The sequence below is a fragment of the Mycobacterium vicinigordonae genome (assembly GCF_013466425.1).
GTDB classification, from domain to species: domain Bacteria; phylum Actinomycetota; class Actinomycetes; order Mycobacteriales; family Mycobacteriaceae; genus Mycobacterium; species Mycobacterium vicinigordonae.
In genome coordinates this window covers 3,742,441-3,764,663 of the sequence record NZ_CP059165.1, presented here as the reverse complement: position 1 = coordinate 3,764,663, position 22,223 = coordinate 3,742,441, and the positions used below count along the sequence as shown (strand labels likewise).

Below are 22,223 nucleotides of genomic sequence, written 5' to 3'. Positions count from 1 at the left end.
GTGCATGCCTGTGCACCGTGGTCTCTGCCCGAACCGACCCTGGCGTACTTCCCCAACGCCAGGTGCGTGCTTTCGGACAGAGGCCTCGGTGCACGGGCGGCACTGCAAGTAGGCCGACGCAGCCTGGGAGGACTCGCTGTGGTTGACCAGCCGGCCTCCGGCGCAAGCGATTTCGGGCATGTCCCGGTGCTGGCGCAACGCTGCTTCGAGCTGCTCGCCCCGGCGCTGACCCGCCACCACTCCGACGGTTCCGGCGCTGTCCTGGTCGACGCCACGCTCGGCGCCGGCGGGCACGCCGAACGGTTCCTCACCGAATTGCCGGGCGTGCGCCTGATCGGACTCGACCGCGACTCGACGGCCCTCGACATCGCCGCTGGCCGGTTGGCCCCATTCGCCGACCGGATCACGCTGGTGCACACCCGCTACGACGGCATCTCCGAGGCTCTGGCCGAATCCGGTTACAGCGCAGCGGAATCGGTTGACGGAGTGCTGTTCGACCTGGGCGTCTCGTCGATGCAACTCGACCGTGCCGAGCGGGGTTTCGCCTACGCCAAGGACGCACCGCTGGACATGCGGATGGATCCCACATCGCCGCTGACCGCTGCCGACATCCTCAACACGTACGACGAGGCCGAGCTGGCCCGCATCCTGCATCGCTACGGCGAGGAACGGTTCGCCCGTCGTATCGCCGCGCAAATCGTGCGTCGACGCGCCCGCGCCCCGTTCACCACAACAGCCGAGCTGGTTGCCCTGCTCTACGAGGCGATTCCGGCGCCGGCGCGGCGCACCGGCGGTCACCCGGCCAAGCGCACCTTCCAGGCGCTGCGCATCGCGGTCAACGACGAGCTCGACTCGTTGCGCAGTGCGGTTCCGGCGGCGCTGGACGCGCTGAGGGTGGACGGACGCATCGTCGTGCTGGCCTACCAATCGCTGGAGGACCGGATCGTCAAGCGCACGTTCGCCGACGCGACCGCCTCCCGCACACCTCCGGGACTCCCCGTCGAGCTTCCCGGCCACGAACCGCGGTTCCGATCGTTGACGCACGGCGCAGAACGGCCCGACGCGACCGAAATGGAACACAATCCGCGCAGCACCCCGGTGCGGCTGCGGGCACTGCAACGAGTGGACCACGCGAGGGGGAAGGCACGGCCATGAGCAGACAGCGCGAGGCGACCAAGCGCCGCGACAGCGAGCGTCGCGGCCGGCGTGCCGGCAGTTCCACCGCGGCGGACCCGTCTGCGCGGCGCGGTCGGTCCCGCACCCCGGCGGCGCCCAACCGTGAGCCTCGGATGCCCAGGTCGGGACCCCAGACCTCGCCGATCACCCGGCCGGTGGACCGGCCGGCCCGGCCGAAGAACACCAGCCAGGCCAAGGCGCGGGCGAAGGCGCGGAAAGCCAAGGCGCCAAAGGTTGTTCGGCCCAAGTTGACCGAACGGCTGGCCGCGCGGCTGGCCGAGGTCGACCTGCGGCCGCACGCCCTGATCAGCAGAGTCCCGTTCGTCGTCTTGATCATCGGTTCGCTGGGCATGGGCCTTGGTCTGACGCTCTGGCTGTCCACCGACGCCGCGGAGCGCTCCTATCAGCTCAGCGACGCTCGCGAGCGAACCCGGATGCTGCAACAGCAGAAGGAATCGCTGGAGCGTGACGTGCGAGACGCGGAGTCGGCGCCGGCGCTGTCGGAGGCGGCGCGCAAGCAGGGCATGATTCCCAGCCGCGACACCGCACATCTGGTTCAGGCCCCCGACGGCAACTGGGTGGTGGTCGGTACGCCCAAGCCGGCGGAGGGGGTGCCGCCGCCCCCGCTGAACGTCAAGCTGCCGGAGGAGACGCCGCAGCCGCCGAAGCCGCAGGCCCCGCCGCCGGAGGTTGCGGTGCGGGTGCCGGGTGGCAACGATCCGGCCGCCCCGCCCCGGATGGGGCCGCAGGTGCTGCTGCGCGGGCCGGACGGCGCGTCGACACTGCAAGGCCAGCTTCCCGTAGTTCCGGGCCAGGCGCCCGCGGTGCCGGGTCAGGTGCCCGCAGTTCCCGGCCAGGTGCCGGCGCCGCCGGGACAGACGCCTGGCGCCCAGGTGCCGGGACAGACGCCTGGCGCGCTGCCTACCGTGCCGGGACAGATGCCTAGTGCCCAGGCGCCGGAACAGACGCCTGGCACGCTACCCACCGTGCCCGGACAGACACCTGGCGCGCTGCCCGCCCAGACCCCGGCGCCCAACTCGGTGCATGCTGGGCTGCTGCCGGCCCCCGTGGCCACGGCCCCGGTTCCAGCACAGCCGATAGCACCCGCCCCGGTCCCTGCACCGGCGCCGACCCCAGCCCCTTCGCCGCCCCTGTTGGTGCTGACGCCGCCCGCCCCGGCGCTGCCAGCACCCACACCCGCCAACCCTGAACAACCCGCTCCGGTCGCGCCCGGAGCAGCACGATGAGCCGCGGCGACCCCCGACGCGCGGAACGGGGTTCGCGGCAGCCGCACGAGGCAAAGAAGGCCCGCCAAACCTCCCGGGCCCGACAGGGTGACCGCGCAGAGATCAGGGAACCCCGACGCTTCCGGAAAGCCAAAAAAGCTAAGGAAGCCAGGCCCATACCGCCTCCGGGCGGAGGCCGCTCGACGAAGTTGCGGCGTACCCGCCAGGCGGTCCAGGTGGCTAACCGGGGCGGTTCGTTCGTCTTCCGGCACCGGACCGGCAACATCATCATCGCCGTGTTGATGGTGGTCGCCATCAGCCAGCTGTTCTACCTGCAGGTGTCCAACGCCTCCCAGCTCAACGCCCAGGCGGCAGGTCAGCTCAAGGTAACCGACATCGAACGCGCGGTCCGCGGCTCCATCATCGACCGCCACAACGACCGCCTCGCCTTCACCATCGAGGCGCGTGCACTGACTTTCCAGCCCAAGCGGGTCCGTCAGCAGCTGGAGGAGGCGAAGAAGAAGGCGTCGCAGGCACCCGACCCGCAGGAGCGGCTCAACGCCATCGCCAAGGAAATCGCCGGCAAGCTGAACAACAAGCCGGACGCACCGACCCTGCTTAAGAAGCTGCAGAGCAACGAGTCGTTCGTATACCTGGCCCGGGCCGTCGACCCCGCCATTGCGAACGCAATCTCCGCCAAGTACCCGGAGGTCGGCTCCGAGCGCCAAGACCTGCGTCAATACCCCGGTGGCTCGCTGGCGGCCAACATCGTCGGCGGCATCGACTGGGACGGACACGGTCTGCTCGGCCTGGAAGACGCCCTGGACGCCATGCTCGCCGGAACCGACGGCTCGGTCACCTACGACCGCGGCTCCGACGGCGTCGTCATCCCCGGCAGCTACCGCAACCGACACCGGGCGGTCTACGGGTCGACCGTCCAGCTGACCCTCGACGACGATATCCAGTTCTACGTCCAGCAGCAGGTGCAGCAGGCTAAAGACCTGTCCGGCGCCCACACCGTCTCGGCCGTCGTGCTCGACGCCCACACCGGCGAGGTGCTGGCCATGGCCAACGACAACACCTTCGACCCGTCGCAGGACATCGGACGTCAAGCCGACCGGCAACTCGGCAACCTGCCGGTGTCCTCGCCCTTCGAGCCAGGCTCGGTGAACAAGATCATCACTGCGTCCTCGGTCATCGAATACGGCCTGTCCAACCCCGACGAGGTGCTACAGGTACCCGGTTCGATCAACATGGGCGGGGTCAACGTGCACGACGCCTGGGATCACGGCGTGATGCCCTACACCACGACCGGTGTGTTCGGGAAGTCGTCCAACGTCGGCACCCTGATGCTCGCCCAGCGGGTCGGGCCCGAACGTTTCTACGACATGGTCCGCAAGTTCGGGCTGGGGCAGCGCACCGGCGTAGGGCTTCCCGGTGAGAGCGCTGGGCTGGTGCCGCCCATCGATCAGTGGTCGGGCAGCACGTTCTCCAACCTGCCGATCGGCCAAGGCCTTTCGATGACGCTGCTGCAGATGACCGGGATGTACCAGGCGATCGCCAACGACGGCGTGCGAATCCCACCGCGCATCCTGAAGGCCACCATCGCACCCGACGGCACCCGCACTGAGGAGCCGCGTCCGGAGGGGGTGCGGGTGGTCTCGGCGCAGACGGCCCAGACCGTGCGGCAGATGCTGCGCGCCGTCGTCCAGCACGATCCGATGGGCTACCAGCAGGGCACCGGGCCGGCCGCCGCGGTACCCGGCTACCAGATGGCCGGGAAGACCGGCACCGCGCAGCAGATCAACCCGGGCTGTGGGTGCTACTTCGAGGACGTTTATTGGATCACCTTCGCCGGCATGGCCACCGTCGACAACCCGCGCTACGTCATCGGCATCATGATGGACAACCCCCACAGCAACGCCGACGGCACACCGGGACACTCGGCCGCGCCGCTGTTCCACAACATCGCCGGCTGGCTCATGCAACGGGAGAACGTGCCGCTGTCGCCCGACCCCGGGCCGCCGCTCACTCTGCAGGCGATGTAGCGATCCACGCCGCCCCCTTCTTCGACCGACCTGCAGAGCGAAGACCAAACCAACGGCTTTATGGAGCGGTCCCAGCTTCGCGTCGCTGAACCGCCGGATTGGTAGTAGGTAGGGTGTCATCGCTGGTCGTGGCTTACGGAGGTGAACACAGGTGCCTACTGCGCGGCGTCCCAGCGCCGTCGCCGGAGCGCGGTTGCCGGCGCTGGCGACGCAGATCGGGGCGGTATTGGCCGATGGCGCGGCCGTCGTCCCGGATGTGCCGATTGCCGGCGTGACCCTGCGCGCCCAGGACGTGTGCCCGGGCGACCTGTTCGCAGCGCTGCCCGGCTCCACTACGCACGGTGCCCGATACGCAGGCCAGGCACTCGAGCGTGGTGCCGCCGCGGTGCTCACCGATGCCGCCGGGGCCGCCGAACTGGCTAACGCCACCGTGCCGATACTGGTGCATCCCGTGCCGCGCAGCGTGCTCGGCGACCTCGCCGCCACCGTGTACGGACGACCGTCCGACCAGGTGACGGTCATCGGCATCACCGGCACGTCGGGCAAGACGACCACCACCTACCTGGTTGAGGCCGGTCTGCGGGCCGCCGGCCGGGTCGCCGGGCTGATCGGCACCATCGGTATCCGCATCGACGGCGTCGACGTCCCCAGTGCGCTGACCACGCCGGAGGCGCCGGCACTGCAGGCGCTGTTTGCCGCCATGGCCGAAGGCGGTGTCGACACCGTGGTGATGGAGGTGTCTAGTCACGCGCTGACCCTGGGTCGGGTGGACGGCACCGAATTCTCCGTCGGTGCCTTCACCAACCTCTCGCGCGACCACCTCGACTTCCATCCGACTATGCAGGACTACTTCGAGGCTAAGGCGTTGCTGTTCGATCCGGCCTCCGCGTTGCGCGCCCGCCGCGTCGTTGTGTGCGTCGACGACGACGCCGGCCGCACCATGGCCGCACTGGCTGGCGACGCGATCACCGTGAGCGTCGCTGACCAGCCGGCGCACTGGCGCGCCATCGACATCTCCCCGCACGGGCCGGCCGGACAGGAATTCACCGCCATTGACCCCGCCGGTGTGCACCACCGGGTGGGGATCGATCTGCCGGGTCACTACAACATCTCGAATTGCCTTCTTGCGCTGGCGATTCTGGATCTAGTAGGGGTTTCCCCGGAGCAGGCTTCGCCGGGGCTGCGGGAGATCCGGGTGCCGGGTCGGCTGGAACGAGTCGACCGCGGCCAGGACTTTCTGGCGCTGGTCGACTATGCCCACAAACCCGGCGCGCTGCGCGCGGTGCTGAGCACGCTGCTGCGCCCGGATCGCCGGCTGGCGGTGGTGTTCGGCGCCGGTGGCGACCGCGACCCGGGCAAGCGTGCCCCGATGGGCGGTATCGCTGCCGAACTGGCCGACCTTGTTGTCATCACCGACGACAACCCGCGTAGCGAAGATCCCGCGGTCATCCGGCACGAGATCCTTTCCGGTGCAGTTCAAGTCGGCAGGCACGCCGAGGTGGTCGAGATCGCCGATCGGCGCGAGGCCATCCGGCGTGCGGTGGCCTGGGCCGGCCCGGGCGACGTGGTGCTGATTGCCGGGAAGGGCCACGAGACCGGCCAGCGCGGGGCCACCGAAATCCGCCCCTTCGACGACCGGGTCGAACTCGCCCGCGCGCTGGAGGACCGGGCGTGATCGACCTGACCGTCGCCGCGATCGCCGAGATCGTCGGCGGCACGCTGGCCGACATCTCGGCGGAACAAGCCGCGACCACACGCGTGACCGGCACCGTCGAATTCGACTCGCGCGCCGTCGGGCCGGGTGGATTGTTCCTCGCGCTGCCGGGTGCGCACGCGGACGGGCACGACCACGCCGCGGCGGCCGTGGCCGCGGGCGCGGCGGTAGTGCTGGCCGCCCGCCCGGTTGGGGTGCCCGCCATCGTCGTCGAACCGGTCACCGCGCAAGACGGCCGGGCTGGGGTGCTCGAGCACGACACCGACGGTTCCGGTGCCGCGGTGCTGGCCGCGCTGGCCAAACTGGCCGGTACGGTGGCAGCCGAATTGGTGTCGGGCGGCCTGCGGATCATCGGGATCACCGGATCTTCGGGCAAGACGTCTACCAAGGACCTGGTGGCCGCGGTCTTGACGCCGCTGGGGGAGGTGGTCGCTCCGCCCGGCTCGTTCAACAATGAACTCGGCCACCCCTGGACCGTGCTGCGCGCAACCCGCGACACTGATTTCCTGGTGCTGGAGATGTCGGCGCGCCATCCCGGCAATATCGCGGCGCTGGCTCGCATTGCGCCGCCCTCGATCGGGGTCGTCCTTAACGTCGGCACCGCGCACCTTGGCGAGTTCGGTTCCCAACAAGTAATAGCGCAGACCAAATCCGAATTGCCGCAAGCGGTTCCGTCATCCGGGGTGGTCATCCTCAACGCCGACGACCCGCTGGTCGCCGCGATGGCGGAGGTTACCGCCGCCCGCGTGGTCCGGGTCGGCCGCGGCGACGCCGCCGACGTCTGGGCCGGCCCGGTAACCCTGGACGACCGGGCGCGGCCGAAATTTACCCTGTACGCCGGGGCTGTGCAGGCCGAGGTTCAGCTGGCCGTGTCCGGCGACCACCAGGTGAGCAACGCGCTGTGCGCCGCGGCCGTCGCGCTGGAGTGCGGCGCCGACGTCCAGCAGGTGGCGACCGCGCTCGCCGCGGCCGGGCCGGTGTCGCGGCACCGGATGCAGGTGAGCAGTCGCGCCGACGGGGTGACGGTGATCGACGACGCCTACAACGCGAATCCCGATTCGATGCGCGCCGGCCTGCAGGCGCTGGCTTGGATGGCGCATGGCGGGGAGGATCGCCGCGGCACTTCACGCCGCAGTTGGGCGGTGCTGGGAGAGATGGCCGAACTCGGCGCGGACGCGATAACCGAGCATGATCGCATCGGCCGGCTCGCGGTGCGATTAGATGTGTCTCGACTCGTTGTCGTGGGAACTGGGAGGTCGATGAGCGCCATGCACCACGGAGCGGTCATGGAGGGCTCATGGGGGTCGGAGGTAATCAGCGTGGCTAACCGGGAGGACGCCCTGGAACTCTTGCGTGCCGAGCTGCAACCCGGGGATGTGGTGCTGGTCAAGGCGTCCAATTCGGCCGGACTGGGTGTGTTGGCCGACACGCTTGTCGCCGAGGGCGGGAGCGCACCCCGGTGAGGCAGATCCTGATCGCCGTCGCGATCGCGGTGGCCGTATCCATCCTGCTGACCCCGGCGCTGATCCGCCTGTTCACCAGGCAGGGATTCGGTCACCAGATCCGCGAGGACGGCCCACCGAGCCACCACACCAAGCGCGGCACGCCGTCGATGGGTGGAGTGGCGATACTGGCCGGCATCTGGGCCGGCTATCTGGGCACTCATCTGCTCGGCTTGTTCTTCGACGGCGAGGGCATAACCGCGTCCGGATTGCTGGTCCTGGGTCTGGCCACCGCGCTGGGCGGTGTCGGGTTCCTCGACGACCTGATCAAAATCCGCCGGTCGCGCAACCTGGGGCTGAACAAGACAGCGAAGACGGTCGGGCAGATCACCAGCGCCGTGCTGTTCGCGGTGCTGGTGCTGCAATTCCGCAATCCCGCCGGGTTGACCCCGGCCAGCGCGGACCTGTCCTACGTGCGGGAGATCGCCACCGTCACTTTCGCCCCGGCCCTATTTGTGCTGTTCTGCGTGGTGGTGGTCAGCGCCTGGTCCAACGCCGTCAACTTCACCGACGGGCTGGACGGGCTGGCGGCCGGCTGCATGGCGATGGTCACCGGTGCCTACGTGTTGATTACCTTCTGGCAGTACCGCAATGCCTGTGTCACCGCGCCGGGGCTGGGCTGCTACAACGTGCGCGACCCACTGGACCTTGCGATCATCGCCGCCGCTACTGCCGGGGCCTGTATCGGGTTCCTCTGGTGGAATGCCGCGCCGGCCAAGATCTTCATGGGCGACACCGGGTCGCTGGCGCTGGGCGGCATCATCGCGGGACTGTCTGTCACCAGCCGCACCGAGGTGCTGGCGGTCGTCCTGGGGTCGCTGTTCGTCGCCGAGGTCACCTCGGTGGTGCTGCAGATCCTGGCATTCCGGACCACCGGGCGACGGGTGTTCCGGATGGCGCCGTTCCATCATCACTTCGAGCTGGTGGGTTGGGCCGAGACCACGGTGATCATCCGGTTCTGGCTGCTCACCGCGATTACCTGCGGCCTGGGCGTGGCCCTGTTCTACGGTGAGTGGCTGTCCACGATCGGCGCCTGAGGTGCTGGACCCACTGACACCCGGTGCGCCCGTTCTGATTGCCGGTGCGCGGGTGACTGGCCGTGCCGTCCTGGCCGCGTTGACCCGGTTCGGCGCCATCTCCACCCTGTGTGACGACGACCCCGCGATGCTGGCCGGGTTCCCGGGTGTTTCGACAGTGGACCCGTCGACTGCGATCCAGCGAATCGGGCAATTTGCGCTGGTGGTGACCAGTCCGGGGTTTCAGCCGAGCACGCCGGTGCTGGCCGCCGCGGCGGCCGCGGGCGTGCCCATCTGGGGCGACGTGGAGCTGGCCTGGCGCCTGGACGCGGCCGGCCACTACGGGCCGCCGCGGCGCTGGCTGGTGGTGACCGGCACCAACGGCAAAACGACCACCACCTCGATGCTGCACGACATGTTGATCGCCGGGGGGCTGCGCAGCGCGCTGTGCGGCAACATCGGCGATCCCGTGCTCGATGTGCTCGAGACGCCGTCCGACGTGCTGGCTGTGGAATTGTCCAGTTTCCAGCTGTTCTGGGCACCGTCATTGCGGCCCGAGGCCGGTGCGGTGATCAACATCGCCGAAGACCACCTGGACTGGCACGGCACGATGGCCGACTACACCGCGGCCAAGGCGCGGGTGCTCACCGGGCGGGTGGCCGTCGTCGGGCTCGACGACGCCCGCGCGGCGGCGCTGCGTAACAGCGTGCCCGCGCCGGTTCGGGTCGGCTTTCGGCTCGGCGAACCGGCAGCTGGGGAACTCGGCGTGCGGGACGGATTGCTGGTAGACCGCGCGTTCGCCGATGATTTGCCGCTGCTGCCGGTGTCCTCGATACGGGTGCCCGGGCCGGTGGGCATGCTCGACGCGTTAGCGGCTGCCGCGCTGGCGCGCGCCGTCGATGTGCCCGCGGCGGCGATCGCGGCGGCGATCGAATCTTTCCGTCCGGGCCGGCATCGCTCCGAAGTTGTCGCCGTCGCCGACGGCATCACCTACGTGGACGACTCCAAGGCCACGAACCCGCACGCGGCGGAAGCGTCCGTGCTGGCATACCCGCGGGTGGTGTGGCTGGCCGGCGGCCTGCTCAAAGGCGCCTCTGTGGATGCCGAAGTGGCTCGCATCGCGTCACGACTGGTCGGCGCGGTGCTGTTCGGTCGTGATCGTGCCGAGGTTGCCGAGGCGTTATCGCGACACGCGCCCAATGTCCCCGTCGTACACGTCGTTACAGGCGAGGATGTTGTGATGCATGAGACTACTGGGGTTTCTGTTACCAGAGTGAAACTTGTGGAGCACTCCGACGACGCCATCGGTGCGCGCGTAATGACCGCGGCGGTGACCTCGGCCCGCGATCTCGCCAAACCTGGCGATACTGTGCTGCTGGCCCCGGCCGGCGCGTCGTTCGACCAATTCTCCGGCTACGCGGCGCGCGGCGACGCCTTCGCTGCCGCCGTTCACGCCTCGGTCCGGTAGGCGGGATGGGAATCGCGCTGACCCGGCTGTGGGGTCGGGGCAGGGGCTCCGCGGAGACCGCCAGCCTCGACGACCCCCAAGACACCGACGACGCCGACGCGACAGCACCGGAAACCGACCCCTCCAAGGCACCTAGGGCGAGCGCAGCGGGCAGACCCAAAACCGATCCGTCCGGTCCGCGCAGCCGCTTCGGCGCCTGGCTGGGCCGGCCGATGACCTCGTTTCACCTGATCATCGCGGTCACCGCGCTACTCACGTCGCTCGGTCTCATCATGGTTCTCTCGGCGTCGGGCGTGCACTCATACGGCAACGACGGATCGGCGTGGGTGATCTTCGGCAAGCAGGTGCTGTGGACCATCGTGGGGCTCATCGCCTGCTATGCCGGACTGCGGATGTCGGTGCGGTTCATCCGGCGGATCGCGTTCATGAGTTACGCGGTTACCTGCGTGCTACTGGTGCTGGTCCTCATTCCCGGAATCGGCAACTTGGCTAACGGATCCCGTAAATGGTTTGTGGTCGCAGGATTCTCGATGCAGCCCTCGGAGCTGTCCAAGATCGCCTTCGCCATCTGGGGGGCACACCTGCTGGCGGCCCGGCGCGGCGAGCGGGCCTCGCTGCGCGAGATGCTCGTTCCGCTCGTGCCGGCCGCGCTGATCTCACTGGGCCTGATCATGGCGCAGCCCGACCTCGGGCAGACCGTGTCGTTCGGCATCATCTTGCTGGGCCTGCTGTGGTACTCGGGCCTGGACCTGCGGTTGTTTGTCAGCTCCCTGGGCATGGTGGTGGCGGCCGGCGCGGTCTTGGCCATGTCGGCCGGGTATCGCTCCGACCGGGTGCGATCCTGGCTAGACCCCGAGAACGACCCGATGGACACCGGTTACCAGGCCCGCCAGGCGAAATATGCCCTGGCGCACGGCGGCATCTTTGGCGACGGGTTGGGCCAGGGCGTAGCCAAGTGGAACTATCTGCCTAACGCCCACAACGACTTCATCTTCGCAATCGTCGGTGAGGAACTCGGCCTGATCGGGGCGGTTGGCCTGCTCGGGCTGTTCGGGCTCTTCGCTTACACCGGGATGCGGATAGCCCGCCGCTCGGCCGATCCGTTCCTGCGGCTGCTGACTGCCACTACGACACTGTGGGTGCTGGGTCAGGCGTTCATCAATATCGGCTACGTGATCGGCCTGCTGCCGGTCACCGGATTGCAGCTACCATTGATATCTGCTGGTGGAACATCAACGGCTGCAACCCTTTTCATGATCGGGATTATGGCCAACGCGGCGCGCAACGAGCCCGAGGCCGTCGCCGCGCTGCGCGCGGGGCGCGACGACAAGGTCAATCGTTTCCTGCGGTTACCGGTGCCCGAACCCTACGTCCCGCCCCGCCTCGAGTCGTTCCGCGACCGCAAGGGGGCGCAACGGGCCAAACCGGCCAAGCAGCCCGCCCGCCCGGCGCCGCGGCGTGCCCCCCGCCCGGCGCCCGAGGCGCAACCCCGCACCGCGGAACGGTCCGCTCGCCGATCTGCGGGCACCGGCCACGCACGGGCCAGGCATCATGGATCTGGCCAGCGGTACGCCGGCCAGCGTCAGACACGGCGCGCTCGCGCATTGGAAGGTCAGCGTTACGGGTGAACGACAAGGTCAATGAGTCAGCCGGCGGGTTGGGGGCACATCCCTCGCCCGCCGGTCCCGCGTCGTCGTCCTTTGGGGTTTCCGGGTCCTCGGGGACGTTGTCGGTAGTTCTGGCCGGTGGTGGCACCGCCGGGCACGTGGAACCCGCGATGGCCGTTGCTGACGCACTGATCGCCCTGGACGCGTCGATCCGGATCACGGCGCTAGGCACCGCGCGCGGCTTAGAGACCCGGTTGGTGCCCGAGCGCGGCTATCACCTCGAGCTGATCACCCCAGTCCCGCTACCGCGCAAACCGAGCGGCGACCTGGCCCGGCTGCCACCGCGCGTTTGGCGCGCAGTGCGCGAGACCCGGGCCGTACTCGAGGCCGTCCGCGCCGACGTGGTGATCGGCTTCGGCGGCTATGTCGCGCTTCCGGCCTACCTCGCCGCCCGCGGGCGGCCGGGACGTCGCCGGATACCGGTGGTGATCCACGAAGCCAACGCCAGGGCAGGGCTGGCCAACCGGGTGGGTGCGCGCTCGGCCGATCGCATCCTGTCCGCGGTACCGCACTCCGGTCTGCGGCGCGCCGAGGTGGTGGGAGTGCCAGTGCGGGCGGCGATTACCGCGCTGGACCGCACCGCGTTGCGCGCCCAAGCGCGGGCGCACTTCGGATTCGCCGACAACGCGCGCGTGCTGCTGGTGTTCGGCGGCTCGCAGGGCGCGGTGTCGCTCAACCGCGCGGTGTCGGCGGCTGCCGCCGAGTTGGCCGCCGCTGGAATCTCGGTGCTGCACGCGCACGGCCCGAAGAACAGCCTGGACCTGCGCGCGCCCAACCCCGGCGATCCGCCCTACGTCGCGGTGCCCTACCTGGATCGGATGGATCTGGCGTACGCCGCCGCCGATCTGGCGATCTGCCGTTCGGGGGCGATGACAGTCGCCGAAGTGTCGGCCGTGGGCCTGCCGGCCATCTATGTACCACTGCCGATCGGCAACGGTGAGCAGCGGCTCAACGCGCTGCCGGTGGTCGACGCCGGCGGCGGCCTGATCGTCACCGACGCTGCCCTGACACCGGAACTGGTGGCCCGGGAGGTTGCCGGGTTGCTTACCGACCCTGCCCGGTTGGCGGCGATGACCGCGGCAGCCGCGCAGGTCGGACACCGCGACGCGGCCCGTCAGGTGGCGCAGGCAGCGGTCGACCTCGCACTTCGGGCGGGCCGACGATGACCGCCGGGCAGCTGCCGCCCGAGCTGGCGCGGGTGCACATGGTCGGCATCGGCGGTGCCGGGATGTCGGGCATCGCGCGCATCCTGCTGGACCGCGGCGGGCAGGTGTCGGGCTCGGACGCTAAGGAGTCGCGCGGCCTGCATGCGCTGCGGGCCCGCGGCGCGAAGATCCGGATCGGTCACGATGCGTCGTCGCTGGATCTGCTGGATGGTGGCGTGACGGCCGTCATCACCACCCACGCGGCGATCCCGAAGACCAACCCCGAGCTGGTCGAAGCCCGGCGCCGCGGCATCCCGGTGCTCTTGCGCCCGGTGGTACTGGCCAAGCTGATGACCGGACGCACCACGTTGATGGTCACCGGCACCCACGGCAAAACGACGACCACGTCGATGTTGATCGTGGTGCTGCAGCACTGCGGCCGTGACCCGTCCTTCGCGGTCGGCGGCGAGCTGGGCGAGGCCGGCACCAACGCGCACCACGGCAGCGGGGATTTCTTCGTAGCGGAAGCCGACGAAAGCGATGGCACCCTGCTGGAGTACACGCCTAACGTCGCCGTGGTCACCAACATCGAATCTGATCATTTGGACTTCTACGGCAGCACCGAGGCGTATGTCGGGGTGTTCGACTCCTTCGTGGAGCGGCTGGCGCCCGGCGGAGCGCTGGTGGTCTGCACCGACGACCCGGGGGCGGCGGCCCTGGCCGAGCGCAGTGCCGAGCTGGGCATCCGGGTGCTGCGGTTCGGCTCGGCCGGTCCCGACCTGGCCGCGGCGTTGGTGTCGTGGGAGCAATCGGGCACCGAGGCTGTCGCGCACATCCAATTGTCGCCCGACCTGGACCCAGCGGCCCAGCAGCGCGTGATGCGGTTGTCGGTGCCGGGCCGCCACATGGCACTCAATGCGCTGGGTGCGTTGCTCGCCGCGGTCGAGGTGGGCGCGTCGGTCGACGAGGTGCTCGACGGGCTGGCCGGTTTCGAGGGTGTGCGCCGCCGGTTCGAGCTGGTTGGCAGTGCCGATTCGGTGCGGGTGTATGACGACTATGCCCACCATCCGACGGAGATCTCGGCGACGCTGGCGGCGGTGCGGTCAGTGGTCAAACAAAGTGGGAGCGGGCGTTCAGTAGTCGTGTTTCAGCCCCATTTGTATTCGCGCACAAAGGCTTTTGCTCGTGAATTCGGGCGCGCGCTGGATGGCGCGGACCAGGTATTCGTGCTCGATGTCTATGGGGCGCGGGAGCAACCGCTGGCCGGTGTGAGCGGCGCCAGCGTCGCCGAGCACGTCAGCGTGCCGGTGCACTACCTGCCGGATTTCTCGGCTGTCGCCCAGCAGGTGGCCGCCGCGGCAGGCCCCGGCGACGTCATCGTCACCATGGGCGCCGGCGACGTGACCATGCTCGGACCCGAGATCGTCACCGCGCTGCGGGCGCGATCCAACCGCAGCGCGCCCGGCCATCCCGAGGTGTTGCAGTGAGCGAGCCCGACGAGGGCCACCCCGCCGAGCCGGCGGACCACGCAGAATCCGCCGATCCGGCCGCGGCGGCCACCGAACCGATCGCCACTGCACCCACCGAAGGCGCGCCGCCAGAGCCCGAAGAAGAGGATTTCGAGGGCCCCCGCCGGCGCGCCCGTCGGGAACGCGCCGAGCGCCGCGCGGCTCAGGCTCGCGCCATGGCGATCGAGCATGCCCGCCGCGAAGCCAAACGCCAGGCCCGCGGCGCTGTGCTGCCCGAGCCCAAACCTGTTGGGCGAGGCGTGGTTCGGGGCCTCAAGATGCTGCTTGCCACCGTGGCGCTGGTGGTGATCGGAATCGGTCTGGGGCTGGTCCTGTACTTCACGCCGGCGATGTCTGCCCGCACCATCGTGGTCACCGGGACCGGTTCGGTGACCCGGGAGGACGTTCTGGACGCCGCGCAGGTGCGGATTGGGACGCCGCTGCTGCAGATCAACACCAACCAGGTCGCTGACCGGGTGGCCGCTATCCGCCGGGTTGCCAGCGCTCGGGTGCAGCGCGAGTATCCGTCTGCCCTGCGCATCACCATCGTCGAACGGGTTCCCGTGGTGGTGAAGGATTTTCCGGACGGCCCGCACCTGTTCGACCGGGACGGCGTCGATTTCGCGACGGGCCCGCCGCCGCCGGCGCTGCCGTATATAGAGGTCGACAATCCCGGGCCGACCGATCCGGCCACGCTGGCCGCACTCAAGGTGTTGCTGGCGCTGCGGCCCGAGGTTGCCAGCCAGGTGGGGCGCATCGCGGCGCCTTCGGTGTCCTCGATCACGCTCACGCTGTCCGACGGGCGGGTGGTGATCTGGGGGACCACCGACCGCGCCGACGAGAAAGCCGAGAAGTTGGGTGCGCTGCTCACCCAACCCGGGCGCACCTACGACGTGTCCAGTCCGGACCTGCCGACGGTCAAGTGACACCATGCTTTTCGCCGAACTTAGCGTTAGGGTGGCGGCCGGTGTCGAGCGTCACGTCAGTTCGCCGCCTGACGGCAGAAACGGTTGGCCGACGAGAAAATTCACGCGCGGCGCGTCGGCGCGCCTGCACGGTTAGTGCCCCTCGTACCCATACCGTTCTGGTTACGCGGAACTACTTGACATAACTCTAACTCTATGGTTGAGGTTGAGGGTTTTGCAAGCAGACACACCGCAAAGAGACCCAGGGGAACTTGAGCCCATCAGGGAGGAAGACGAATGATGACCCCCCCACATAACTATCTGGCCGTCATCAAGGTCGTGGGCATTGGTGGTGGCGGCGTCAACGCCGTCAACCGGATGATCGAACAGGGCCTCAAGGGCGTGGAGTTCATCGCGATCAACACCGATGCGCAGGCTTTGCTGATGAGCGACGCCGACGTCAAGCTCGACGTCGGCCGCGACTCCACGCGCGGACTGGGTGCCGGCGCCGACCCCGAGGTCGGCAAGAAGGCCGCCGAGGATGCCAAGGAGGAGATCGAGGAGCTGCTGCGCGGCGCCGACATGGTGTTCGTCACCGCCGGCGAGGGCGGCGGCACCGGCACCGGCGGCGCTCCTGTCGTGGCCAACATCGCACGCAAACTCGGCGCGTTGACCGTCGGCGTCGTCACGCGTCCGTTCTCCTTCGAAGGCAAGCGGCGCAGCAACCAGGCCGAGAACGGTATCGCGGCACTGCGGGAAAGCTGCGACACGCTGATCGTGATCCCCAACGACCGGCTGCTGCAGATGGGCGACGCCGCGGTGTCGCTGATGGATGCATTCCGCAGCGCGGACGAGGTGCTGCTCAACGGTGTCCAGGGCATCACCGACCTGATCACCACCCCGGGCCTGATCAACGTCGACTTTGCCGACGTCAAGGGCATCATGTCGGGCGCGGGTACCGCGCTGATGGGCATTGGCTCGGCGCGCGGCGAGGGTCGTTCGCTCAAGGCGGCCGAGATCGCCATCAACTCCCCGCTGCTGGAAGCCTCGATGGAGGGCGCGCAGGGTGTGCTGATGTCTATCGCGGGCGGCAGTGACCTGGGTCTGTTCGAGATCAACGAGGCAGCCTCGCTGGTGCAGGACGCCGCCCATCAAGACGCCAACATCATCTTCGGTACCGTGATCGACGACTCACTCGGGGACGAGGTGAGGGTCACTGTGATCGCGGCCGGATTCGACGCCGGCCCCGGCCGAAAACCGGTCACCGGCACCGAAACTGGTGGCGCTCACCGCATCGAGACGGCCAAGGCCGGCAAGCTCACCTCCACGTTGTTCGAGCCGGTCGACGCCGTCAGCGTCCCGGTGCACACCAATGGGGCGACCTTGAGTATCGGCGGCGATGACGATGACGTCGACGTGCCGCCATTCATGCGCCGCTGAGGGTCTCGATTTGCTTGCCAGTCCGCGACAAACCGGCCGCGGCCGGACGTCACTGCCCACGGGCCGGCATGCACGTCCGGATACTGGCGGGGTGAGTGTTCGCATCCGCAGGGTGACCACCACCCGGGCGGGCGGTGTGTCCAAACCGCCGTTCGACAGCTTCAATCTCGGCGACCACGTCGGGGACGACGCGGCTGCGGTTGCGGCCAACCGTGCCCGGCTGGCCGCGGCCATCGGCTTGCCAGACCAGCGGCTGGTTTGGATGAACCAGGTGCACGGTGTCCGCGTCGAGGCGGTCGACGGGCCGCGGGACACCGCTGTCGAAGACGCCGACGGCGTGGTGACCGCTATGCCGGGCCTGGCGCTGGTGGTGCTGACCGCCGACTGCGTGCCAGTGTTGCTGGCCGACGCACGGGCCGGCGTGGTCGGCGCGGTCCACGCCGGTCGGGTCGGTGCCCAGCACGGGGTGGTGGCGCGCGCTGTCGAGGCGATGCAGGGCCTGGGCGCACACCCCGGTGACGTTTCCGCGCTGTTGGGCCCGGCTGCTAGCGGTGCTCGCTACGAAGTGCCGGCCGCGATGGCCGACGAGGTGGAAGCGACGCTGCCCGGCAGCCGCACAACCACCGCCGCGGGTACTCCCGGACTCGACCTGCGGGCCGGAATTGCTTGCCAGCTTCGCGAATTGGGCGTCACCTCTATCGAGGTCGATCCCCGATGCACCATTGCCGATCAAACGCTGTTCAGCCACCGGCGCGGCGCGCCTACCGGTCGGCTGGCCTCGTTGGTGTGGATGGAATGACCGCGATGGCAGTGGATGCCCCCGGGTGGGGAGATAGCGGCGACCGGCAGACCGAGTTGACGCGGGCATTAGCCGCCGTGCGGTCGCGGCTCGCGGCGGCGGCCGCGGCAGCCGGCCGCAATGTGGGAGAAATCGAGCTGCTGCCGATCACCAAATTCTTCCCAGCCAGCGATGTGGCGATTCTGTCCCGGCTGGGTTGTCGGGCCGTGGGGGAGTCGCGGGATCAGGAAGCCGTGGCGAAGATCACCGAAGTGACGCGGTTACTGGCCGCGGCCGCGCACGACGGCCGCCCGCGGGACCTGCAGTGGCACATGGTTGGCCAGATCCAGCGTAAGAAAGCCCGATCGGTGGCGCGCTGGGCGCACACCGCCCACTCGATCGACGGGTCACAGCTGGTGACCGCGCTCGACCGAGCAGCGACCGGCGCCCTGGCCGAATGTCGGCGTGATCGTCCGCTGCGGGTCTATGTCCAGGTGAGTTTGGACGGCGACCCTTCGCGCGGAGGTGTGGACGTCGGCGATCCCGGCGCGGTGGATCGGATTTGCGCCCAGGTGCAGGACGCCCAGGGCTTGGAACTGGTCGGTTTGATGGGTATCCCGCCGCTGGGCTGGGAGCCCGAACAGGCCTTTGACCGGCTGCAATCCGAACACCGCCGGGTGCTTGAGGGTTTCCCCGAAGCGGTTGGGTTGTCCGCCGGTATGTCCGGCGACCTGGAAATCGCCGTCAAACATGGTTCGACGTGTGTGCGTGTCGGTACCGCGCTATTGGGTCAACGGCGGTTACGGTCACCGTGAATAGTCACTCGAGTCACACCTTCATCACAGACAACAGATATCCCAGGCTAGAAGGGGTCGCACGATGAGCACACTGCACAAGGTCAAGGCCTACTTCGGTATGGCTCCGATGGAGGAATACGACGACGAGTATTACGACGACCGCGCGCCGTCCCGCGGATATTCGCGGCCTCGTTTCGAGGACGAATATGGGCGTTACGAAGGGCGCGAATACGACGATCTCCGCCGCGACCCGCGCGTGGAGATGCGTGGTGAGCCCGCCGACTATCCGCCGCCAAGCAGCTACCGCGGCGGCTACCCCGACGAGGGCCGCTTTGCAACCGGCGGGTTCGACCGTCCCGACCTGGGTCGGCCGCGACTGGGGTCCTGGCTAGGACGCGGTGGCGGCACGCGCGGCGCGCTCGCGATGGATCCGCGCCGGATGGCGATGATGTTCGAAGAAGGCCACCCGCTGTCGAAGATCACCACGCTGCGGCCCAAGGACTACAGCGAGGCGCGCACCATCGGCGAACGCTTCCGCGACGGCACTCCGGTCATCATGGATCTGGTGTCGATGGACAACGCCGACGCCAAGCGGTTGGTCGACTTCGCCGCAGGCCTGGCATTTGCGTTGCGTGGCTCCTTCGACAAGGTCGCCACCAAGGTGTTCCTACTCTCACCCGCCGACGTCGACGTGTCCCCGGAGGAGCGTCGCCGGATCGCCGAAACCGGCTTCTACGCTTACCAATAGGCCGCAGTCGCCCAAACCGCATCGCCGCACAGCCCGGACGGCCAGCATCAGGCCAGCCGGGCTGCGCGCAATGTTGGGCCAACGGCAGATGTGTGCCGTTGGGTCGGGTCGGTAGGCTTGCCTTGCCGCCGCCGCAGCGGCGCGGACATAGTCGTTGATTCTTTGACATCGTTAAGGTCGGGCTTTCGTTGGTTGTGTTGCTTCAGATCGTCGGGTACGCGCTCCTCGCCTTCTGGTTGCTGCTGGTGTTCCGGGTCGTCATCGAGTGGATCCGCGCCTTCAGCCGCGACTGGCGCCCGACGGGCGTCACCGTGGTGATCCTCGAGGGCATCATGTCGATCACCGACCCACCGGTGAAGCTGCTGCGCCGGCTCATCCCGCCGATCGCCATCGGCGCCGTCCGCCTCGACCTGTCGATCCTGGTGCTGCTGCTGGTCGCGTTCATCGGCATGCAACTGGCGCTGGGTGCCGCGGCTAACGCCGCTTTGCCTTAGCAGCAATGTAGCTAAGCGACGATTCGGCCACGATTAGGCGTCAGGTTTGACGCACGTATTCTTTAAAAATCTCAGAATGTGATTAATTTGGCTGCAGAGCTCGAAAGGGAAATATATCCAGCCCTTTTTATTAGTCCAATCGGCAACCGCCGAGTCTGGTGTGACAGGATGGACGGCAGTTGCGCGACGGCTAGCACTCCGTTCTACACTTTCCAGATCGTTTGACCGTCCAGGAACTCGAGGGGACAAAGAATGCCGCTTACACCTGCCGACGTCCACAATGTGGCGTTCAGTAAGCCGCCTATCGGCAAACGCGGGTACAACGAAGATGAGGTTGACGCCTTCCTTGACCTGGTGGAGAACGAGCTGACCCGGCTGATCGAGGAGAACGCGGATCTGCGGCAGCGGATCGCGGAGTTGGACGAGGAACTGGCCGCGGGGGGCGGCGCCGGTGCCGCTGCTCCGACCGTTGCTCAGCCGATTCCGGCTTTCGAACCTGAACCCGAGCCAGTCAAGGCTGCTCCCGTCGCGGCGCCGTCATCGGCGTCCAACGAGGAACAGGCCATGAAGGCGGCCCGGGTGCTCAGCCTGGCCCAGGACACCGCCGACCGGCTGACCAGCACGGCCAAGGCCGAGTCGGACAAGATGCTGGCCGACGCCCGCGCCAACGCCGACCAAATCCTCAGCGAGGCTCGGCACACCGCCGAGACCACGGTCGCCGAGGCCCGTCAGCGTGCCGACGCAATGCTCGCTGACGCCACGTCCCGTTCCGAGACCCAGTTGCGCCAGGCGCAGGAGAAGGCCGATGCTCTGCAGGCCGACGCTGAGCGTAAGCATTCCGAGATCATGGGCACGATCAACCAGCAGCGCACCGTGCTGGAAGGCCGCCTCGAGCAGCTACGGACATTCGAACGTGAGTACCGCACCCGTCTGAAGACCTATCTGGAATCCCAGCTCGAGGAGCTGGGCCAGCGCGGGTCGGCCGCGCCGGTTGACTCCAGCGCCGATTCCGGCGGGTTCGACCAGTTCAACCGCGGTAACTGACCCGCAAGACACGGATCCCCGCGGCGATAGCGTTCGGGACACGCGCACGGCTTGCCGTCAGGTGCTATCGGTCCTGGTAGGTTGGGCAGTCGCACCTCGCCGCCTGGAGGGATGACCCATGCTGATCATTGCGCTTGTCTTGGCCCTGATCGGGCTCGTCGCGTTGGTGTTCGCGGTGGTGACCAGCAACCAGCTGGTCGCGTGGGTGTGCATCGGTGCCAGCGTGCTGGGCGTGATATTGCTCATCGTCGACGCCATCCGGGAACGTCAGCAGCGTGATTCGGGTGCCCAAGCTGAGGCCGACGATGCCGACGACGATGCCGAAGAGATCGACGACGAGCCGGTCGACTATCCCGAAGAGGCCGAAGAGGCCGAAGTGGCCGAAGAAGCCGACGAGGCACCAGAAACTCGTGAGGCTCAGGCCGTCAAGGACAGCGGCGCCGACGAGACCGCTAAGTAACGCAGATCAGCGTGGCGCGGTCAGCAGATCGCGTAATTCATCATCGCCGACCTGATGAAAGTCGGCGTAGACCTGACCGACCGCGTCGAAATCGGCCGGCATAGTGACGCACACCATGTCGTCTGCCTCACGTGCGAGGACTCGGCAGGCCGATAGCGGTCCGACGGGCACCGCGACCACTACCTGTTGTGCCCCGCTGGCGCGCACCGCCCGGACCGCGACCGACATGCTGGCGCCGGTGGCGATGCCGTCGTCGACCAGGATCACGATCCTGCCGCGCAGATCGGCGACCGGCCGCCCGGCCCGATAAGCGATTTCGCGCCGCTTCAGTTCGGCCGACTCGGCGTCGATGACCGCGCGCACCTGCTCGTCGCTGATGTGCAGGTGCGCCACTACGTCGTCGTTCATCACTACCCAGCCGCCGCTTGCCAGTGCGCCCATCGCCAGTTCCGGCTGTTGCGGCACGCCCAGCTTGCGTACCAGGAAGACGTCGAGTGGCGCCCCTAGGGCCGCGGCGATCTCCCGGGCCACCGGCACTCCGCCGCGGGCCAGCCCGAACACCAACACATCGTCCCGGCCGCGGTAGGCCGCCAACTCCCGTGCCAGCGCACGACCGGCTTCGCGGCGGTCACGAAAACTACGCGTCGCCCTTCGTCGGAGAAAGCTGTTCGGTCGGTTCATTGGCCGTCCTCCAGCCTACGTGCGGAGGCGAATTCTCGTAACGACTCGAAGTAGCGAGCCACGTAAATTGCTCATGCACGTCGCGATATGCCGCGAATGCGGTTGCGCGAGAAAGTAACCAGAACTTGCCGGCCAGGTGGTTCTTGCGCCGTCGGACCTGGGCCGTCGGTGACGAACTCATAGCAGGTGTAAACGGGCGTGCGCTAAATCGGCCGACGTAAAAGTGTCACCGACCAATGGCTCGTTGTGTGCGCCAAAAACATCAATAACACGGGGCGACACGCCCCTTCCCCCACGACCTTCGCCCCGATAGGCAAACGACCCTGACATCGATGACCGGTCGTGTAGGGTCGCCGCATGGACGACAGGCCGGGCGTATCTACGTGCGTGCGAAACCGGTGTGTAG

The 22,223-nt window shown here is 68.3% G+C and carries 19 protein-coding genes; 18 read left to right on the top strand and 1 reads right to left on the bottom strand.

The genetic code is table 11. The features are described 5' to 3' along the window. The 18 genes from rsmH to H0P51_RS16770 all read left to right on the top strand — a co-directional run bounded on the left by rsmH (position 1) and on the right by H0P51_RS16770 (position 21,136). Complete coding sequence (rsmH, locus tag H0P51_RS16855) at positions 1–1,155, top strand: 16S rRNA (cytosine(1402)-N(4))-methyltransferase RsmH (protein WP_180919028.1); 1,155 nt, start codon at positions 1–3, stop codon at positions 1,153–1,155. Further along, positions 1,152–2,423, top strand: a complete 1,272-nt coding sequence (gene ftsL, locus H0P51_RS16850) for a cell division protein FtsL (protein ID WP_180913930.1) — start codon at positions 1,152–1,154, stop codon at positions 2,421–2,423. The genes rsmH and ftsL overlap by 4 nt, the downstream gene beginning before the upstream one ends. Then, positions 2,420–4,450 carry a peptidoglycan D,D-transpeptidase FtsI family protein gene (locus H0P51_RS16845; RefSeq protein ID WP_180913929.1) on the top strand — a complete coding sequence of 677 codons (2,031 nt, stop codon included), beginning with the start codon at positions 2,420–2,422 and terminating at the stop codon, positions 4,448–4,450. Before ftsL ends, H0P51_RS16845 begins: the two co-directional genes overlap by 4 nt. Before the next feature lie 151 nt (positions 4,451–4,601). After that, complete coding sequence (locus tag H0P51_RS16840) at positions 4,602–6,125, top strand: UDP-N-acetylmuramoyl-L-alanyl-D-glutamate--2,6-diaminopimelate ligase (RefSeq protein ID WP_180913928.1); 1,524 nt, start codon at positions 4,602–4,604, stop codon at positions 6,123–6,125. After that, positions 6,122–7,627: a UDP-N-acetylmuramoyl-tripeptide--D-alanyl-D-alanine ligase gene (locus H0P51_RS16835; RefSeq protein ID WP_180913927.1), complete on the top strand. Its 1,506-nt coding sequence runs from the start codon at positions 6,122–6,124 to the stop codon at positions 7,625–7,627. The genes H0P51_RS16840 and H0P51_RS16835 overlap by 4 nt, the downstream gene beginning before the upstream one ends. After that, positions 7,624–8,703 (top strand): phospho-N-acetylmuramoyl-pentapeptide-transferase, encoded by a 1,080-nt coding sequence (gene mraY, locus H0P51_RS16830; protein ID WP_180913926.1) that lies wholly within the window; start codon positions 7,624–7,626, stop codon positions 8,701–8,703. Before H0P51_RS16835 ends, mraY begins: the two co-directional genes overlap by 4 nt. A gap of 1 nt (position 8,704) precedes the next feature. Beyond that, entirely contained in the window at positions 8,705–10,150 is a 1,446-nt protein-coding gene (murD, locus tag H0P51_RS16825; RefSeq protein ID WP_180913925.1) for a UDP-N-acetylmuramoyl-L-alanine--D-glutamate ligase, read from the top strand. A 5-nt stretch (positions 10,151–10,155) separates the two neighbouring features. Further along, positions 10,156–11,778: a putative lipid II flippase FtsW gene (gene ftsW / locus H0P51_RS16820; protein ID WP_180913924.1), complete on the top strand. Its 1,623-nt coding sequence runs from the start codon at positions 10,156–10,158 to the stop codon at positions 11,776–11,778. Continuing rightward, complete coding sequence (gene murG, locus H0P51_RS16815) at positions 11,775–12,983, top strand: undecaprenyldiphospho-muramoylpentapeptide beta-N-acetylglucosaminyltransferase (protein WP_180913923.1); 1,209 nt, start codon at positions 11,775–11,777, stop codon at positions 12,981–12,983. Before ftsW ends, murG begins: the two co-directional genes overlap by 4 nt. Next, positions 12,980–14,449, top strand: a complete 1,470-nt coding sequence (gene murC / locus H0P51_RS16810) for a UDP-N-acetylmuramate--L-alanine ligase (RefSeq protein WP_180913922.1) — start codon at positions 12,980–12,982, stop codon at positions 14,447–14,449. Before murG ends, murC begins: the two co-directional genes overlap by 4 nt. 80 nt (positions 14,450–14,529) lie before the next feature. After that, the gene (gene ftsQ, locus H0P51_RS16805) at positions 14,530–15,396 is read left to right on the top strand and encodes a cell division protein FtsQ (RefSeq protein ID WP_180919027.1); all 867 of its coding nucleotides are present in this window, start codon (positions 14,530–14,532) and stop codon (positions 15,394–15,396) included. A gap of 279 nt (positions 15,397–15,675) precedes the next feature. Continuing rightward, positions 15,676–16,815, top strand: a complete 1,140-nt coding sequence (gene ftsZ, locus H0P51_RS16800) for a cell division protein FtsZ (RefSeq protein WP_180919026.1) — start codon at positions 15,676–15,678, stop codon at positions 16,813–16,815. A gap of 91 nt (positions 16,816–16,906) precedes the next feature. Then, positions 16,907–17,614, top strand: a complete 708-nt coding sequence (gene pgeF / locus H0P51_RS16795) for a peptidoglycan editing factor PgeF (RefSeq protein WP_180913921.1) — start codon at positions 16,907–16,909, stop codon at positions 17,612–17,614. Further along, positions 17,611–18,408 (top strand): YggS family pyridoxal phosphate-dependent enzyme, encoded by a 798-nt coding sequence (locus H0P51_RS16790; protein WP_425488872.1) that lies wholly within the window; start codon positions 17,611–17,613, stop codon positions 18,406–18,408. Before pgeF ends, H0P51_RS16790 begins: the two co-directional genes overlap by 4 nt. A gap of 64 nt (positions 18,409–18,472) precedes the next feature. Continuing rightward, positions 18,473–19,138: a cell division protein SepF gene (locus H0P51_RS16785; protein ID WP_180913919.1), complete on the top strand. Its 666-nt coding sequence runs from the start codon at positions 18,473–18,475 to the stop codon at positions 19,136–19,138. 188 nt (positions 19,139–19,326) lie between these two features. Next, a complete protein-coding gene (locus H0P51_RS16780; protein WP_180913918.1) occupies positions 19,327–19,632 on the top strand; it encodes a YggT family protein in 306 nt (101 codons plus the stop codon). Positions 19,633–19,884: 252 nt separating this feature from the next. Further along, positions 19,885–20,676 carry a DivIVA-like cell division protein Wag31 gene (wag31, locus tag H0P51_RS16775; RefSeq protein WP_180913917.1) on the top strand — a complete coding sequence of 264 codons (792 nt, stop codon included), beginning with the start codon at positions 19,885–19,887 and terminating at the stop codon, positions 20,674–20,676. Positions 20,677–20,794: 118 nt separating this feature from the next. Next, the gene (locus H0P51_RS16770) at positions 20,795–21,136 is read left to right on the top strand and encodes a hypothetical protein (protein WP_180913916.1); all 342 of its coding nucleotides are present in this window, start codon (positions 20,795–20,797) and stop codon (positions 21,134–21,136) included. Between the two features lie 6 nt (positions 21,137–21,142). On the opposite strand, the gene H0P51_RS16765 is transcribed toward H0P51_RS16770, so the two are convergent. After that, a complete protein-coding gene (locus tag H0P51_RS16765) occupies positions 21,143–21,817 on the bottom strand; it encodes a phosphoribosyltransferase (protein ID WP_180913915.1) in 675 nt (224 codons plus the stop codon). Between the last annotated feature and the right edge of the window lie 406 nt (positions 21,818–22,223).

Coding starts and splice junctions, on each gene's coding strand:
- H0P51_RS16790 (WP_425488872.1), top strand. CDS start 17,611: ATGACCGCGATGGCAGTGGATGCCCCCGGGTGGGGAGATAGCGGCGAC.
- H0P51_RS16770 (WP_180913916.1), top strand. CDS start 20,795: ATGCTGATCATTGCGCTTGTCTTGGCCCTGATCGGGCTCGTCGCGTTG.
- H0P51_RS16765 (WP_180913915.1), bottom strand. CDS start 21,817: ATGAACCGACCGAACAGCTTTCTCCGACGAAGGGCGACGCGTAGTTTT.
- ftsZ (WP_180919026.1), top strand. CDS start 15,676: ATGACCCCCCCACATAACTATCTGGCCGTCATCAAGGTCGTGGGCATT.
- H0P51_RS16785 (WP_180913919.1), top strand. CDS start 18,473: ATGAGCACACTGCACAAGGTCAAGGCCTACTTCGGTATGGCTCCGATG.
- H0P51_RS16845 (WP_180913929.1), top strand. CDS start 2,420: ATGAGCCGCGGCGACCCCCGACGCGCGGAACGGGGTTCGCGGCAGCCG.
- murC (WP_180913922.1), top strand. CDS start 12,980: ATGACCGCCGGGCAGCTGCCGCCCGAGCTGGCGCGGGTGCACATGGTC.
- ftsW (WP_180913924.1), top strand. CDS start 10,156: ATGGGAATCGCGCTGACCCGGCTGTGGGGTCGGGGCAGGGGCTCCGCG.
- wag31 (WP_180913917.1), top strand. CDS start 19,885: ATGCCGCTTACACCTGCCGACGTCCACAATGTGGCGTTCAGTAAGCCG.
- ftsL (WP_180913930.1), top strand. CDS start 1,152: ATGAGCAGACAGCGCGAGGCGACCAAGCGCCGCGACAGCGAGCGTCGC.